At 47.6% G+C, this 19,092-nt stretch carries 1 protein-coding gene; it reads left to right on the top strand.

All coding sequences use genetic code 11. The features are described from left to right. Positions 1 to 19,064: tandem-95 repeat protein (locus tag AB4329_RS20175; RefSeq protein WP_372139129.1), on the top strand; the 19,064-nt coding region annotated here is incomplete at its 5' end. Between the last annotated feature and the right edge of the window lie 28 nt (positions 19,065 to 19,092).

Below are 19,092 nucleotides of genomic sequence, written 5' to 3'. Positions count from 1 at the left end.
TTTCTCAAGCATCAGATGTGGAAGGCGATGACTTGACGGCCAGCAGCCTAACGGTCGACGGTGATGCGACGGTTGTAGCTAACGACGACGGCAGCTTCACCATCACGCCAGATGAGAACTTCAATGGTGACATCGATATCAGCTTCGATATCTCTGATGGCACCAATACGGTTCAAGCTTCGGCTGACCTTACAGTTAATCCTGTAAATGATTTACCAGTCCCTCAAGACCAACAGTTCAGTATTGCAGAAGACGGTACTTTACAGTTCACAGACGCGGATCTGCTTACAGGCGCGACAGACGTTGAAGGTGATAACCTGACGGTTGAGGGCATCACTTATGAAGGCACTGATGGCGTACTGACTGACTTGGGTGAGGGATCATATAGCTTTGCTCCAAACGAAAACTTCAATGGTGATGTGAGCTTTAGCTTCGATGTGTCAGACGGTACCGATACCGTGTCTGCAAACATTGATGTTAGCGTGACTCCTGAGAACGATCCGCCTGTTGCGGGCTCAACGTCCTACACGGTGAATGAAGATAATTCGATTACCATTTCTGATGCACAACTATTGGCAACATCTTCAGATATTGAAGGTGATGTATCGATAGACAGCGTGACTTACTCTGGTAGCGACGGTGTCCTCGAAATCAATGGTAACGGCACTTACACCTTCTCGCCAAATGAGAACTTCAGCGGTGAAATTGCACTGGATGTGGTTGTTGCTGATGAAGATGGTGCGACCGACTCAACGACCGCGGGCATCAATGTTCTTGAAGTGAACGATCCGCCGGTTGCAGGCCCTACGTCTTACACCATTGATGAAGACTCAGTACTTACCTTCAGTGAGTCTCAAGTGTTGCTTAACGCCTCAGATGTAGAAGGGGATGTTGAGCTTGTTGGTATTAGCTACGATGGCCCTGAGGGTATCTTCTCAGTAAATGGTGACGGCACTTGCAGCTTCGCTCCAAATGAGAACTTTAATGGCCAAGTTCAGCTTGATGTCACCATTCGTGATGAAGATGGTGCAGAAGTGGAAACCGTCATCAATGTTGACGTATTACCAATCAATGATGCGCCAGTGTCTGGTGATTTGGCTTACAACGTTAACGAAGATGGTTCAATCACACTGAGCCAAGATCAGCTGTTGTCTCAAGCGTCCGATGTAGAAGGCGAAGATCTAACCGCAAGTGACTTAACAGTTGGTGGTGATGCGACGGTTGTAGCTAACGATGACGGCAGTTTCACCATCACACCAGATGCGAACTTCAATGGTGACATTGATATTCAATTCAACATCACTGACGGTACTGACACGGTTCAAGCAACCGCCGATCTTACTGTTAACCCAGTTAATGACTTGCCGGTTCCTCAAGACCAACAATTCAGTATCGCAGAAGACGGTACGCTTCAATTTACAGACGCCGACTTACTTACCGGTGCCACCGATATTGATGGCGACGACTTAACCGTTGAAGGTATTAGCTATACAGGTGGTGATGGCGTACTGACCGACCACGGTGATGGTACTTATACCTTTGCGCCAAACGAGAACTTCAATGGCGATGTGAACTTCAGTTTCGATGTGTCTGATGGCACAGAAACAGTCAGCGCTAACATTGATGTGAGTGTGACTCCTGAGAACGATCCGCCAGTTGCGGGTTCAACCTCATACATGGTCAATGAAGACAATGCCATCACAATTTCTGATGAACAGTTGCTAGCTAACTCTTCGGATATTGAAGGTGCGGTGTCGGTTGATACTGTGACTTACAGTGGCACTGATGGTGTGTTCCAAGATAACGGCGATGGCAGCTATACCTTCCTTCCTAATGAAAACTTCAGCGGTGATATCAGCCTTGATGTGATTGTTGCAGATGAAGAAGGTGCAATTGATGAAACCACAGCAGGTATTACCGTTCTTGAAGTGAACGATCCACCAGTTGCGGGTCCAACGTCATACACCATTGACGAAGATTCGGTTCTGACGTTCAGTGAATCTCAGATTCTTGTGAATGCTTCGGATATCGAAGGCGATGTAGAACTTGTTGGCATTAACTACGATGGCTCTGACGGTATCTTCACTGTAAATGGTGATGGTACATGCAGCTTTGCACCCAACGAAAACTTCAATGGTCAGGTTCAACTGGGTGTGACCATTCAAGATGAAGATGGCGCAACGGTTGAAACACACATTAACGTTGATGTATTGCCAATCAATGATGCGCCAGTATCGGGCGATTTGGCTTACACCATCAATGAAGATAGCTCCATCACGCTAAGCCAAGAGCAATTGCTAGCAAGAGCAGGTGATATCGATAGCGATAACTTAGAAGCTATCAATCTATCTACTGATGAAAATGCGACCATCCAACACAATGATGATGGCAGCTACACCATCACACCGAACGCAGATTACAACGGTGACCTAGATCTGAACTTCGATATCATCGATAACGATGGTGGTTCAGTTCAAGTTGGCCTAGACATTACCGTGAATCCGGTTAATGACTTGCCACAAGCGCAAGATCAACAGTTCACGATTGAAGAAGACGGTACGTTACTCTTCACCGATGCTGACCTGCTTGCAGGTGCGTCGGATATTGATGGTGATGAACTGTCGATTGAAAACGTGCTCTACACTGGTGCAGATGGTGTTCTTAGCGATAATGGCGACGGCACATATAGCTTTGCTCCAAACGAGAACTTCAATGGTGATGTTCAATTCTCATTCGATGTCTCTGACGGTACTGATTCAACATCAGCTGTTATTGATGTCAGCGTAACGCCTGAGAATGACCCACCAGTAGCGGGCTCAACATCGTACACAGTTCAAGAAGATGGCCAAATCACGATCAGTGATGAGCAATTATTGGCAAACTCTTCCGATGTAGAAGGTGATGTTTCACTGTCTGGAGTATCGTACTCCGGTGATGACGGCTCTTTTGTTGATAATGGCAATGGTACTTACACCTTTACGCCAAATGAAAACTTCGATGGTGATATTTCACTAGACGTTGTTGTCGTTGACGAAGACGGTGCAACCGCAACCACAACCGCTGGCATCGATGTTATCGCTGTGAATGACGGACCTGAAACTTCGGGCATTCAGGCTGAAGTCGATGAAGATAATTCAATCACCATTACTCAAGAGCAGTTACTCGCTAATGCGACCGATGTTGAAGGTGATGAGTTAACGGCATCTAACCTACAAACCAACGATCCAGATGCGACAATTGTTACTAATGACGATGGTTCATTCACTATTACGCACACAGAAAACTTCAATGGCGAGTTGGACTTCACATACAGCATCAGTGATGGTGAGAATGAAGTTCTGACGACACTCGACTTGACGGTTAACCCTGTCAACGATGCGCCAGAAGCGGGCGATGAAATCTTCATCCAAGCGCAAGAAGACCAAACAGTTGGTGTGACACTTCGTGAAGAACCAGCACTACGTTTAGACCAAGCGCCAGAAAACGGCATCATTGAAGCAAATGTGAATGACGAATGGGTGGTACTGGAAGTAGGACAAGAAGTTCCTGCAGATACCGAAGTGCGCTTTGTTCCAAGTGAAGATGCTCTTGCTGAAGGTACACACACCACACAAATCGGTACGTTTGACGATAACGCGAGTGTGGATGATTGGGGTACAGAAGTTGACCCTTATACGCGTGAGTTCTCAGATGGTGACTTAACGGTAACTGTTCAAAGTAACGATGACCCTCTTGGTGCCTGGAATGGCAACACCCACATTGGTCATGGTATCGGTGATACTGACCGCCAAGGCTTAAGTGGTGATGAGAAACTGACGGTTTCAGTTGAAGGTCAAGACATCAATGAAATCAGTTTCCACCTAGATGGTTTGGGTGGCTGGTTCATGGAAGAGTCTCGTCACTTTACAGAAGTAGAAATCAAAGCGTTCAATGAGGATGGCGACCTAATTGACTCGATGACTTACCACAAAGAAGACCGTGGTACTTTCGAGACAGATTACACGCTAACGGTTGATCAACCAGTGTCCTACTTTGAGCTTGGTACCGTGCAAGGTAATGGTACTTACGTCGTTCAAAACATGACAGTGTCACAAACTTGTCATGATGAAGCGGTGTTTACATCGATTGGTGTAGATGGCTCAGAGATTACTGAAACGGTTGAGTTGAATATCCATGCGGGTGACAACGAAATCGAGTTAACGGCTGATCTTCCGAATATTACTGTCGATACCGATGGTTCTGCCCAGTTTGCTTCGGTTGTGATTACCGAAGAGCAACTACTGGCGCAAGCATCTGATATTGATGGCGACGACCTTGATATTGAAAATCTAGAGCTAGTGGGTGAAAACTCAGAGCATGCAACACTCACCGATAATGGTGATGGCACTTGGACGGTAACACCGGATGAAAACTTCCATGGTGAAATCGAACTTGGTTACCAAGTTACCGATGGTGAGCTGACAGACAGCAATATCATCAATATCAATTTCGAATCAGTAAATGATGCGCCAATCGTTTCTGGCCCGATTGTTCTATCGACAGATGAAGATGAAGGTATCACGTTCAGTGCAGATGACTTGCTAGCGAACACCACAGATGTGGAAGGCGATACGCTGTCTATTTCTGACATCACTTACGGTGGTGATAACGGTGAGCTAGTTGATAACGGCGATGGTACGTTTACCTTCATGCCGAATGAAAACTTCAATGGTGAAATCGACATCGACTACAAGGTGTTTGATGGAACTGATGAAGTTGCAACGCATCTAGACCTAACGGTCGTACCAGTCAATGATGTGCCGGTTCCGGGTGAACCATTGCACACCCAAATGCTTGAAAACGGCTCCATGATCATCGAAGCGAAAGACCTATTGTCTGGTGCGACCGATGTTGATGGCGACATTCTTCATGTCGAAAACCTATTACTTGCAGACCAAACGCAAGGTACGTTAACGGATAACGGTGATAATACCTTTACCTTCGAACCTGCAGAAGACTTCTACGGTGAAGTGAATCTGACTTTCGATATCAGTGATGGCCAAGCAAGTGCACCAAGCACTGCAAGAATTGACGTTGAAATTGTCAATGAAGGCCCTGAGGTGAGTGGTCCAATTGAAGCCACTGTTGATGAAGATGGTTCAATCACTATTACTCAAGAGGATCTGTTAGCGAATGCAACCGATGTAGATGGCGATAACCTTGAAGCGGTTAACTTTGCGACCAACGATCCAAATGCTGTTGTTGTAGAAAACCCAGACGGTAGCTTCACGATTACACCAAGTGCAGATTTCTTTGGTGAGATTGAATTTACTTACGATGTCACTGACGCAATCGAAACTGTTGCCGCTGACCTCAACCTAACCGTAAATCCAATCAATGATGCCCCAGACGTGCCTGACATGTCTTTCGCTACGGAAGATGGTCAAGCGATTACTATTACCGAAGCTGAATTACTGGCACAAGCGACAGACGTTGAAGGTGATGAACTGTCAGTTGTGAATGTAACGAGCGCAAGCGACACGGTAGAAGTCACAGACAATGGTGACGGAACATACACATTAACACCAGAGCAAGGCTTCTTCGGTAATGTTGACTTAGCGTTTGATGTGAGCGATGGCACTGATGTGGTTGCCGCAAACATCGACCTAAAAGTTGAGTTCGTCAACGATGCGCCAGAAGCGACACCGATGGTGGCAGATGTCGACGAAGATGGTTCAATCCTCGTTACACAAGAAATGCTGTTGGAGAACGCGAGCGACCAAGATGGCGATGAGCTATTTGCTTCTTCGCTTGAAACCAATGATCCGAACGCCAGCATTGTAGACAATGGTGATGGCACGTACACAGTGACACCTTCTGAAAACTTCAACGGTGATATTGCATTCACTTATGAGGTGAGCGATGGTGAGCTGAGCACGTCTAATGATATGACATTGACCGTGAATCCGGTGAATGACATTCCAATTGTTGCCCCAGGCATGTACCACATCGAAGAGGATGGCAGCATCCTGTTCACTCAAGAAGATCTGTTGAGTGGTGCGATTGATATTGATGGCGACGACCTAAGCGTTACTAGCATCAATTACTCTGGCGATGAAGGCACAGTCACCGACAATGGTGACGGCACGTTCAGCTTCGTTCCTGAAGAGCACTTCAGTGGTGATCTGCAGTTCAGCTTTACGGTAACAGACGGTACGGATGAGGTTGAACAAGACCTTAACGTTCATATTGAAGCAGTCGCGGATGCGCCGGATCTTGTGATAACCGATGGCGACGGCGTTAACGTTGATGACCAAGCTATTTTGGTTGAGCCAGGCGGCATTGTTGAACTGAACATTGCGGCGGCACTTGTCGACCAAGACTTGTCTGAAACACTCACTGTTATAGTAGATGGTGTGCCAGAAGGTTCGGTTATTCAATACGATAACGAAGGCGTTCTGAATGACCAAGAGAACGGTATCACCAGTTACAACGACACTGAAATCACAGTAACGTTTGAAGGTGAGACGGCTGGCTACCAAAACGCTGCGGGTTACTACAAAGTAGACGAAGACGGCAACATCACAGGTGTTGAAGTTGTTTACGAAAACGCATCACAAGTTGGTGGTGGCGGCGACCTTGTTCCAGGGCAAGATCAATTCAGCTTCCAAGTCGAGGAAGGCGAAAGCTTTAACCTGTTCTTAATTCCAAACGGACATCAGCACAACGACTTTGATGCGATGCAAGACGGTCAGTACGAGTTCCGTGCTGAGGATGGTTCGCCTGCGAACATGGATACGGTTGATCCTCAACTTGTCTTTGTGGCTGCTGATGGAACCGAGACAGTGATTCAAGGCCAGAATGGTGACGCGATCTTCCATGGTGGTTCAAGCTCTCAGCTAAACCAAGATGGTATCGAACATACTCGCACGACGGTTAATGAAGACGGCGAGCTGGTTTACGGCTTTGAAGATTTGTATGGCGGCGGTGATGCTGACTACACAGATTTCAACTTCACAATCGATGTGGGTGAAGTGAACAGCCAAATCTACAGCGGTGAAGTAACGGTTGGCCCTGATGGTACGGTGAACTTACCGACAACGGCTATCGAAAATTCACTACAAATCCAGTTACCAGAAGACTTCAACGAACAGTTTGAAGTTCATGTAACGGCAACCGCAACAGAGCTATCGAATGATGATTCTGAAACGGTCTCTCAAACCATCTACATTAACGCGACAGGCGCGCACATTGAGCACGCACCTGAAGCGCTGCCTGTTGCAGCAACAGTAGAAGAAGATGGTTCTATCACCATTACGCAAGAAGACTTGTTAGCTAATGCTCGAGATCTCGATGGCGACCATCTGACGGCTCTGAATTTAGCGACCGATGATGAGAGCGTTACGATTACCGATAACGGTGATGGTACGTACACATTAACGCCAGATGCTGATTTCAATGGCGATGTTAGCTTTACGTTTGATGTGTCTGATGGTGATGATGTTGTCTCTACCAACCTAGAGCTAACAGTTTCACCAGTGAACGATGGTCCAGAAGCACAAGACCAGGCATTCACAGTCGGCGAAGATGGCGTGTTAACCTTCAATGACCAAGACCTATTAACAGGTGCGACGGACATTGAAGGGGACGACCTAAGTGTTGAAGGTGTAACTTACACTGGCGCAGATGGTGTCCTAACCGACAATGGCGATGGCACATACAGCTTCGCGCCAAACGAAAACTTCAATGGCGACGTCAACTTCTCGTTCAATGTATCAGATGGAACCGATACGGTAACCGCTAACATTGATGTGAGCGTGACGCCAGAGAATGATCCTCCGGTTGCGGGTAGTACGTCTTACACGGTTCATGAAGACAACTCTATTACAATCAGTAACGAACAACTGCTAGCGAACTCTTCGGATATCGAAGGCGAAGTCGCAATTGATAACGTGACTTACAGTGGTAGCGACGGTGTTCTGGAAATCAACGGTGACGGTACATACACCTTCTCGCCAAACGAGAACTTTAATGGCGAAGTTAGCCTAGATGTTGTCGTGACGGATGAAGATGGCGCGACCGAAGCAACAACTGCGGGTATTACTGTCCTTGAGGTGAACGATCCGCCAGTTGCTGGCCCAACGTCATACACCATCGATGAAGATTCAGTACTGACTTTCAATGAGTCTCAAGTTCTGCTGAACGCTTCTGATATTGAAGGTGATGTTGAGCTTGTTGAGATCAACTACGATGGCCCAGACGGTATCTTCTCAATCAATGGTGACGGTACATGTAGCTTCGCTCCGAATGAAAACTTCAACGGCCAAGTGCAGTTGGATGTGACCATTCAAGATGAAGACGGCGCTCAAGTTGATACGTTTATTACGGTTGATGTATTACCAATCAACGACGTGCCAGTATCAGGCGACCTGGCATACAGTGTTGAGGAAGACGGTTCGATTACCTTGAGCCAAGAGCAGCTTCTTTCTCAAGCAAGCGATGTAGACGGAGACGACCTTACTGCTTCTAACTTGATTGTTGATGGAGACGCGACGGTTGTTGCTAACGATGACGGCAGCTTTACCATTACGCCAGATGCGAACTTCAATGGTGACATTGACCTAACGTTCGACATTAGCGACGGTACAGACACGCTCGTTGCGACGGCTGACCTAACCGTTAACCCAGTCAATGACCTTCCACAACCACAAGATCAAACGTTCAGCATTGGCGAAGACGGCATCTTGAACTTCACAGATGAAGACTTGCTAACAGGTGCTACCGATATCGATGGGGATGACCTATCGGTTGAAGGCGTGACTTACACAGGTGCCGACGGTGTTCTTACTGACAATGGCGACGGAAGCTACAGCTTTGCGCCAAACGAGAACTTCAATGGTGATGTGAACTTCAGTTTTGATGTGTCAGATGGCACGGATACGGTTCAAGCCAACATTGATGTCAGCGTGACACCAGAGAACGATCCACCGGTTGCAGGTAGCACGTCTTACACCGTTCATGAAGACAACTCAATTACCATCAGCGACGAACAGTTACTTGCTAACTCTTCTGACATTGAAGGTGATGTGGCAGTCGATAGCGTGACTTACACTGGCGCTGACGGTGTCTTTGAAGACAACGGTGACGGTACTTACACCTTCTCACCAAACGAAAACTTCAACGGCGAAGTTAGCCTTGATGTTGTCGTAACTGATGAAGAGGGCGCAACTGAAGCGACCACCGCGGGTATTACTGTACTTGAGGTGAACGATCCACCAATCGCAGGCTCAACCAGCTACTCAGTCAACGAGGACGAAGTTATCACCATCAGTTCAGAGCAACTGTTGGCAAACGCTTCTGATATCGAAGGTGAAGTGGCGATTGATAGCGTTAACTACACAGGTTCAGACGGTATCTTTACCGACAATGGTGACGGAACATTCAGCTTCGCACCTAACGCTAACTTCGATGGCGACGTAAGCCTTGATGTTGTCGTTACTGATGAAGAAGGCGCAACCGTAGCGACCAACGCAAGCATTGATGTTCTGCCTGTTAACGATGCTCCGGTATCGGGCGACTTGGCGTACAGCGTGGACGAAGATGGCTCAATTACCTTGAGCCAAGAGCAATTACTTGCTCAAGCGAGTGATGTTGATGGCGATGACTTAACAGCGGCTAACCTAACCGTTGGTGGTGATGCGACAGTTACAGCAAACGATGATGGTAGTTTCACTATCACGCCAGATGCTAACTTCAATGGCGACATTGATTTGAACTTCGACATTACCGATGGCGATGCGACGCTTCAAGCAACGGCTGATCTTACCGTTAACCCTGTCAATGACTTGCCAACAGTCGGTGAGCCACAGTTTGTGACTCAAGAAGACACCAGCTTTACCTTTACAGAAGAGCAACTGCTGCAAAATGCGGGCGACATTGATGGCGATAACCTATCGGTTGAAAATGTGGCTTCAGATAGCGGTACTTTGGTTGATAACGGCGACGGTACTTACACATTCGCACCGAATGAAAACTTCGACGGCAATGTGAACGTGACGTTCGACGTGAATGACGGTACAGCGACAGTACCAGCAGAAGCGACGATTGATGTTCAATCTGTGGTTGATATGCCAGAGCTGTCGATTGCTTCTGACCTAGTGATTGCTTCAGACAACTTCGAGTCTGGCTCAAACGGCTGGAATACCGGTACTGAAAGCTCACAAGGCTTCGAATCAGGTGACATGCTAGGTCGTATTGGTGGAACTGGTGGCGATGAAGCTGTCAGCAAAACTTACGACATTCCAAGTGATGTGAGCGAAGTTAATATCTCGTTCAGTTTCTACGAAATTGATTCTTGGGATGGTGAGTCATTCCAAATCTTTGTCGGCGGCGAAGAGCTTACTTCGTTAGATAACTCGGCGTTCCAAACTCAAGATGGCACTACAACGTTGTACGATTCAGCGGGCAATGAAGTCGGTGAAGTTGTTCACGGCGTGTCGCAAGGTGAAGGCTTCAGTGGTTGGAACGACCAAGCACATCAAATCAACCTAACGGTACCCGTTGAAGACGGCCAACTTGAGTTAGGCTTCGGTTCAACCTTGAACCAAGGTGTGAGTGACGAGGCGTTTGGTATCGACAACATCGAAATCACAGTGTCTGACGCGGATTACCAAATCATTGGTACTGAAGACACACCTGTACCACTTGATATTGATGCAGCTCTAACAGATACCGATGGCTCAGAAAACCTTGCTATCTTGATTGAAGACGTGCCAGAAGGCAGCTCGCTTTCTGCAGGTACCGATAACGGTGATGGCACTTGGTCATTGCAACCAGGCGAGCTAGAAGGGCTAGAGTTTATCCCTTCAGGTGACTTCAATGGTGATGTGGTTCTAACTGTGAATGCAACATCAACAGATGTTGATACCGGTACAACCGCAACAGCTACGCAAGACGTGACGATTCACATCTCACCTGCGAACGATGCTCCAGAAGTTGACGGTGATATTAGTGCCGTTACAGCCGAAGATAACAGCATCACGCTAACTCAAGAGCAGTTGCTAGAGCACGCTGTCGACATTGATGGTGATGACCTATCAGCAATCAACCTAACCACCAATGATGAAAATGCGACCGTTCAAATGAACGACGATGGCAGTTTCACCATTACACCGAGTGAAAACTTCAACGGTAATATCGAATTTAGTTACGATGTCACCGATGGAGAGGACATGGTCGCGGCTGGCCTAGACTTGACGGTAACACCTGTCAATGATGCGCCAGAGCCACAAGATCAAGCATTCACTATTGGTGAAGATGGGGTTCTTAACTTCACTGACGCAGACCTGTTAACGGGTGCAACGGATGTTGAAGGTGACGACCTAACAGTCGAAGGTGTGACATACACTGGTGCTGATGGTGTGCTTACTGACAATGGTGACGGAAGCTACAGCTTTGCGCCAAACGAGAACTTCAATGGTGATGTGAACTTCAGCTTTGATGTGTCAGATGGCACGGATACGGTTCAAGCCAACATTGATGTGAGCGTGACGCCTGAGAACGATCCACCAGTGGCGGGTAGCACGTCTTACACTGTGCATGAAGACAACTCAATCACGATCAGTAACGAACAGCTATTAGCCAACTCTTCAGATATTGAAGGTGAGGTTGCGATTGATAGCGTGACTTACACTGGCAGTGATGGTGTGTTCGAAGACAACGGTGACGGCACTTACACCTTCTCTCCAAACGAGAACTTCAATGGAGATGTGAGTTTAGCGGTTGTTGTTACCGATGAAGAAGGGGCAACAGAAGCGACTACCGCGGGAATCACTGTACTTGAGGTGAACGATCCGCCAATCGCAGGCTCAACCAGTTACTCAGTCAACGAAGATGAAGTTATCACCATCAGTGCAGAGCAACTGTTGGCGAACTCTTCTGATATTGAAGGTGAAGTGGCGATTGATAGTGTTACTTACACAGGCGCTGACGGTATCTTTACTGACAACGGCAACGGCACATTCAGCTTTGCACCGAACGCAAACTTCGATGGCGATGTTAGCCTCGATGTAGTGGTGACAGATGAAGACGGTGCGACAGTAGCCACCAGCGCAAGTATTGATGTTCTTCCAATTAATGATCCACCAGTATCGGGTGACTTGGCATACAGCATTGATGAAGATGGTTCGATTACTCTGACTCAAGAGCAGTTGCTATCTCAAGCATCTGATGTGGATGGCGATGACCTGACCGCAAGCAACCTAAGCGCAGGCGATAATGCAACTGTTGTTGATAATGGCGATGGCACCTTTACGGTAACGCCAGATGCTAACTTCAATGGCGATATCGACCTAAGCTTTGATATTTCAGACGGCACTGAGTCAATTGTGGCGAACGCCGATCTGACGGTAAACCCAGTCAATGACTTGCCAACGACATCTGATGTTTACGCGAACGTTGATGAAGATCATGTCATCACTATCACGCAGGAGCAGCTACTTGCGAATGCCGCTGATATTGAGGGCGACGACCTTGTCGCTTCCGACTTAACCTTAGTGGGTGACGATGCAACGATTGTCGACAATGGCGATGGCACGTTCTCAATCACTCCAAGCGAAAACTTCAATGGCTACATCGATGTTGCCTACAGCATCAGCGATGGCGACACTCCAATTGCCGCTAACTTAGGCTTAACCGTTGACCCAGTGAACGACGCACCGATTGTTTCTGCTGATGTGGCGATAACCATTGAAGAAGATGGTTCATACACCATTACTCAAGAAGAGCTCCTACAATTCGCGACTGACATCGAAGACGATGACATGACCGCAATTATTGGAGAACAGGGCGATGAAACAACCGTAACCGGTACAGTGTTGGACGCTGAAACCAGTAATCCAGTGTCTGGTGCAGAAGTCACCCTGACCGACAGCGCTGGCAATAGCTACACCACAGTAACGGATGATTCAGGTAATTACTCTGTTACAGGTTCAGTCGTTGACCAAGGCACGGTAACCATTGAACAAGAAGGTTCAATTACCAGTAGCTTCCTAGTCCCTGCGGGCGAAGATGTGAATGGCGGCGTAACCGCAATATCGGAAGTACTTGAAGAAACAGATATGCGTATCGTGGTCACATGGGGCGACAGTCCACGTGATATGGACAACCACCTATGGCTCTACGATACAGAGAATGGCAATGAGCTAGACCATATTTACTATCGCGACATGAGCCATGATCTTGGTGAAGGTAACGTTGTTCAACAAGATGTAGATGACACAAATGGTGGCGGCCCTGAAACCATCACCATTCCAAACTACCAAGATGCGGACATGCACTATTCAGTACACAACTACACCAGCAGAAGTTGGGATGTAGATGGTGTTGAAGATGTACAAGTTCAGGTGTTTGTAGGCGATACATTGGTTGAAACCTTCAGCCCAGATTTATCTGATAACCCATCAGGTGACCATTGGCATGTATTTGATATCGTGAATGGCGTTATTGTTCCAAGCCAAGATGTAGGCAGCGAGAATGCGTTTGATTTACCAACGGCAGAAGAAGCGCTTGCGAATGAAAACGGCATTGATATCTCTGAATTGCTAACCGGCGAGGAAGGTGATGATTCTGGTGAAACGGGTGGTAACGAACCAAGTGTTGGAGATGTTTCAATTGAGAACGCTCTTATCACTGACAATGGTGATGGTACTTACACCATTACACCGGAAGAGAACTTCAATGGTGAATTCTCGATTAGTTACAACGTGGACGATGGTAACGGCGGGGTTACGCCTGCGGAACTAGACGTTACTGTAACAGCAGTTAACGACCTTTCGGTTATTTACGACCACGACTACACCATTAATGAAGATGGTTCGCTGACCTTTACCGATGAACAGCTATTGGCTGGTGCAACGGATATTGACGGCGATGATCTTTCTGTCGAGTCGGTTAACTACGAAGGTACAGACGGTGTGTTCACGGATAACGGCGACGGTACTTATACCTTTGCTCCAAACGAGAACTTCAATGGTAATGTCGACCTAACTTACGATGTGAGTGATGGTACAGATGTTGTATCGGCGAATATTGATGTTCAAGTGGTTCCAATCAACGACGTACCGGTTACAGGCACAACCTCTTACAGCGTTGAAGAAGACGGCAGTATTACCCTAAGCGATGCACAACTTCTGGCGAACAGCTCGGACGTTGAAGGGGAAGTGTTTGTCAGCGATGTAAGCTACAGCGGCACTGATGGTGTATTCACTGATAATGGTGATGGTACTTACACCTTTGCTCCAAACGAAAACTTTAACGGTGACATCAGTCTTGATGTCTCTGTTATGGATGAAGATGGCGCAACCGCTGAAACAACCGCAGGTATCGACGTCATTGCCGTTAATGACTTGCCAGTTGCAGGTTCAACGACCTACAGCGTTGACGAAGATAACGTGATTACCATCTCTGAAGCGCAGCTTCTTGCGAACAGCTCAGATATTGAAGGTGATGTATCCGTTAGCGACGTTTCCTACTCAGGTGCAGACGGTATCTTCACTGACAATGGCGATGGTACTTACAGCTTCGCACCAAATGAAAACTTCAACGGCAATGTCAGCCTAGATGTCACCGTTGCAGATGAAGACGGTGCAACCGCTCAAACGACTGCGGGAATAGATGTTATCGCAGTCAACGACGCACCAGTATCGGGTGACTTGGCTTACTCTGTGGATGAAGATGGTTCAATCACGCTAAGCCAAGAGCAACTGCTTGCTCAAGCATCGGATGTGGACGGCGATGATCTTAGCGCTGCCAACCTAACCGCGGGTGATAACGCTACAGTTACGGCAAACGATGATGGTTCATTTACCATTACCCCAGATGCCGACTTTAATGGCGATATTGACCTAAGCTTCGACCTTTCTGATGGTACTGAAACGGTTGTCGCAACGGCCGACCTTACTGTGAATCCAGTGAATGACATCGCAGTTGTAGAAGATGTCGCTTACACCATTGAAGAAGACGGTTCACTTACCTTTACAGACGAGCAACTGCTAGCGGGTGCTTCTGATATTGATGGTGATGAGCTTTCAGTTGCCGACGTGTCTTACACTGGCGCAGAGGGTGTGTTCACCGACAATGGCGATGGCACTTACACCTTTGCACCGAACGAGAACTTCAATGGTGACGTAAGTCTAGACTTCTCAGTATCTGACGGCACTGAGACAGTCGATGCAAACATCGACGTAACGGTAACAGACGTTAACGATGCACCTGTGGCAGGCGCAACGTCTTACCAAATGAACGAAGATGGCACCATCACATTGAGCCCTGAGCAGTTGATTGCTAATAGCTCCGATGTGGACGGGGAAGTGTCTCTTGATAGCGTGAGCTACTCAGGTACAGACGGTATCTTGGTTCAAAATGAAGATGGTTCGGTAACGTTCGCACCAAACGAAAACTTTAACGGCGACATCAACCTTGATGTGACGGTTATTGATGACGACGGTGCTACCGCTCAAACCACCGCTGGTATTGAAGTTATTGCAGTTAACGACGCACCAGTGGCTGGAAACCTGGCTTACTCGGTTGATGAAGATGGTTCAATTACGCTATCTCAAGAGCAGTTGCTGGCTAACGCATCGGATGTTGATGGTGATGCACTAACCGCAAGCAATCTATCTGCAGGTGACAATGCGACTGTAACAGCGAACGAAGATGGTTCATTTACTATCATGCCGGATGCTGATTTCAACGGTGACATTGATTTGAGCTTCGATGTGTCAGATGGCCTTGAAACTGTTCAAGCTGGCGTCGACCTAACCGTTAATCCAGTCAATGACCTACCAACAGCAGAAGACCAAAACTTTACTGTTGAGGAAGATGGAACGCTAACCTTCACTGACGCTGACCTATTAGCAGGTGCTGCGGATATTGATGGTGATGACCTTTCTATCACGGATGTGTCTTACACGGGCGCAGAGGGTGTGTTCACTGACAACGGTGACGGCACTTATAGCTTTGCTCCGAACGAGAACTTCAATGGCGATGTCAACCTTGGCTTCACAGTGACTGATGGCACTGAGACAGTCGATGCTAATATTGGTGTGACGGTAACGGATGTTAACGATGCGCCGGTAGCGGGTTCTACGTCTTACCAAATGAACGAAGATGGCACCATTACAATCAGCCCTGAGCAGTTAATTGCTAATAGCTCTGACGTTGATGGTGAAGTGTCGCTTGAAAGTGTGACTTACACAGGCTCTGACGGCACCTTGGTTCAAAACGATAACGGGTCTGTGACCTTCACGCCAAACGAGAACTTTAATGGTGATATCAGCCTAGATGTGGTCGTGACCGATGATGACGGTGCGACTGCTACAACAACGGCAGGCATCGAAGTTCTGGCCGTGAACGATGGACCTGAGTCGGAGGATGTGAAACTAACCACAGCCGAAGACAGCACCATTCTTATCACACAAGACATGTTGTTAGCTCAAGCTACCGACATCGATAACACCGCAGACGAGCTGTCGGCTTCTGGTCTACAAATCGACCCTAGCTTGGGTGAGTTGCTAGATAACGAAGATGGTACTTGGTCATTTACACCAAACGAAAACTTCAATGGCGATGTGCCAATGACGTTTAACGTTAGCGATGGCCAAGAGACAATTTCAGTCGACGGCAACATCGATGTCACGCCAGTGAATGATGCACCTGAAGCACCAATGATTGAGATGCAAGGCGAAGAAGATGTGGTCATGGTGATTGACCCTGCTTACATCGCGGGTCAAGTGACAGACCTTGATGGCGACGAGATCAGCATTGAGAGCATCACAGTACGAGCACCAGCGAATGCGACCTTAACTCAGCAACCAGACGGCATGTATCACTTAGTGACTACTCAAGACTTTAATGGCTTAGTAGAACTCGGTTATCAAGCTACTGACGGTGAAGAAGTGGTTGATGGCTCGCTGAATGTGGATGTCATTCCGGTTAACGACGCACCATTCAATGTCGGCAACGCAATGATGACCACAGACGAAGATGGCGCGTTCACCTTCGATGCTGGGGACTTGATGAACTTGTTCGGTGACATTGATACCGCAGACCTTGTTGTTTCTCGCATTATCACCGCAGACGGTGAAGATGGCGGAGAAGTTACAGACAACGGTGATGGTACTTGGACATTCACACCAACAGGCGACTTTGCGGGTGTTTCTGACCTACAAGTTGTCGTGAGTGACGGTGAGTTCGAAACGGTTCTCGATGTTCCTGTGTACGTACGTCCTGTCGCAGATGGCGCGGTTATTTCAACTGACCATGACGGTCCATTAGTCTTCGGCGAAGATGAAACGGGTCACTTGGGACTGAACGTTGGCCTAGTCGATGATTCAGAAACACTAAGTAACTTGGTGATGACAGGTTTCCCTGTTGGATTCGAGGTAACAGATGGTGTGAATACCGTGATGATCACCGAGCCGGGTCAATACATCGACCTGTTCGACTGGGATATCTCAAACATTCAAATGACGCCGCCTGAAGACTTCCATGGTGAGTTCTTCGTAACCGTAAGCGCAACAACGGTTGATTACGGAGATGAGCCGGAAGCGTTTGATGATGGTATCGATTCAGGTGATTTCGAAACTGTGGCGGGTGATTCCATCATCCTAACGGCGGACGACCTAATTGGTTTGGCTGAGAATGTGGATGCAGACAGCGATGATGAAGTGAAACTGGTTCATCTTGCCGACCGCAGCCAAGGTGAGATTGTCGATAATGGCGATGGCACTTGGACGTTCACACCAGCACCAGGCTTCACGGGCGAAGCAGACATTGCGTACGTAGTTGATAAAGATGGCGTGCTTCATGATGAGCAAACTGGCGTAGTCGTGAAAGAAGGTGACTCGCAAGGGAATGCAGCACCAGAAGTTAACAGCATCACAACGACGGAAATCGCAGCGGATGCCACCTTGTCGTTCACTGATGAAGACATGTTAGCGAATCTGAGCGATGCAGAAGGCGACAGCTTGAGCATTGAGTCAGTAAGCTTGATGGAAGGTCAGGGCGTAATTGAGAGCGATAACCAAGGTAACTATCAATTCACTCCTGCTGAAGACTACACCGGCGATGTTCAAGTTGGGTTTATAGCGACCGATGGCGAAAATCGTATCGAAAGCTTCTTCAATGTGGATATCCAAAGTGGCGATGAAGCAGCGGCGAGCGAAGGTTATACCTTAGCTGATGATGGTTCACTAACTATCACGGATGCACAGCTGGTGGATGAGTTAGGCGTCAGTGATTCTGCACAAGTTGTTGATGTTGCAGACGCGAACGATGCTGGCTTCTTTGCCGAATCAGGTGAAGGTGAGTGGACTTACTGGCCGAACGAAGACTTCGATGGCAATTTAGCGATGAATGTTGAAGTTAACGACGGCGGTGAAGTATCAAGTCACAGCTTAAGCATCCAAGTTGAAGATGATTCAGTACAAAGTGATGAACCACAAGTCCAAGCTGCTCAAGCAACAGAAGAGCAACAAGTGGAAGTGGCTCAACAAGCTGATGACCAAGCTCAAGATGCTGAAACTGAAGACAGTACAGCAGATGTAACCGCGGCACCGGGCGATACTATCTCTATCTCGATTCCAGATGAGGTGAGTGGTAACGAATCGGTTGATTACGCTGATATGTCTGGTCTACCTGAGGGCGCTACTGTGAGCAATGCACTGGATAACGGTGATGGTAGCTTCACAATCAGTGGCAACCTAGAGCAGCCTGTATCTGTCGAACTCCCAGAAGGTTACGAAGGTACTAGCGAGATCCAATTCCAAGGTTACGACGAATTGGGTAGCTCAATAGACGGTGCTAGCGGTTCTGTTGAAGTTGAGGTCGATGATCAATACACCATGCAAGGTTCTACGCAAGAACAGCAACCGGACATGGCGGGTATGGAATCTGGTGGCAGCGACTGGACAAGTTCAGGTGGTCAAGATCAAGGTGTTGACTTCACGGACGACTCTGGAAGCTTCGATTCAGATTCTCAAACTGGAACGGATCAAGGCAACGACTTCGACCAAAGCTCGATTTAATCGAGAGAGCTTAGTTTTAGTCTAAACC

Source organism: Vibrio sp. 10N.261.54.A5 (assembly GCF_041471145.1).
In the GTDB taxonomy this organism is placed as follows: Bacteria; Pseudomonadota; Gammaproteobacteria; order Enterobacterales; family Vibrionaceae; genus Vibrio; species Vibrio crassostreae_C.
Note: the sequence above shows the minus strand (reverse complement) of the source record. Positions and strands in the feature narration are given on the sequence as shown.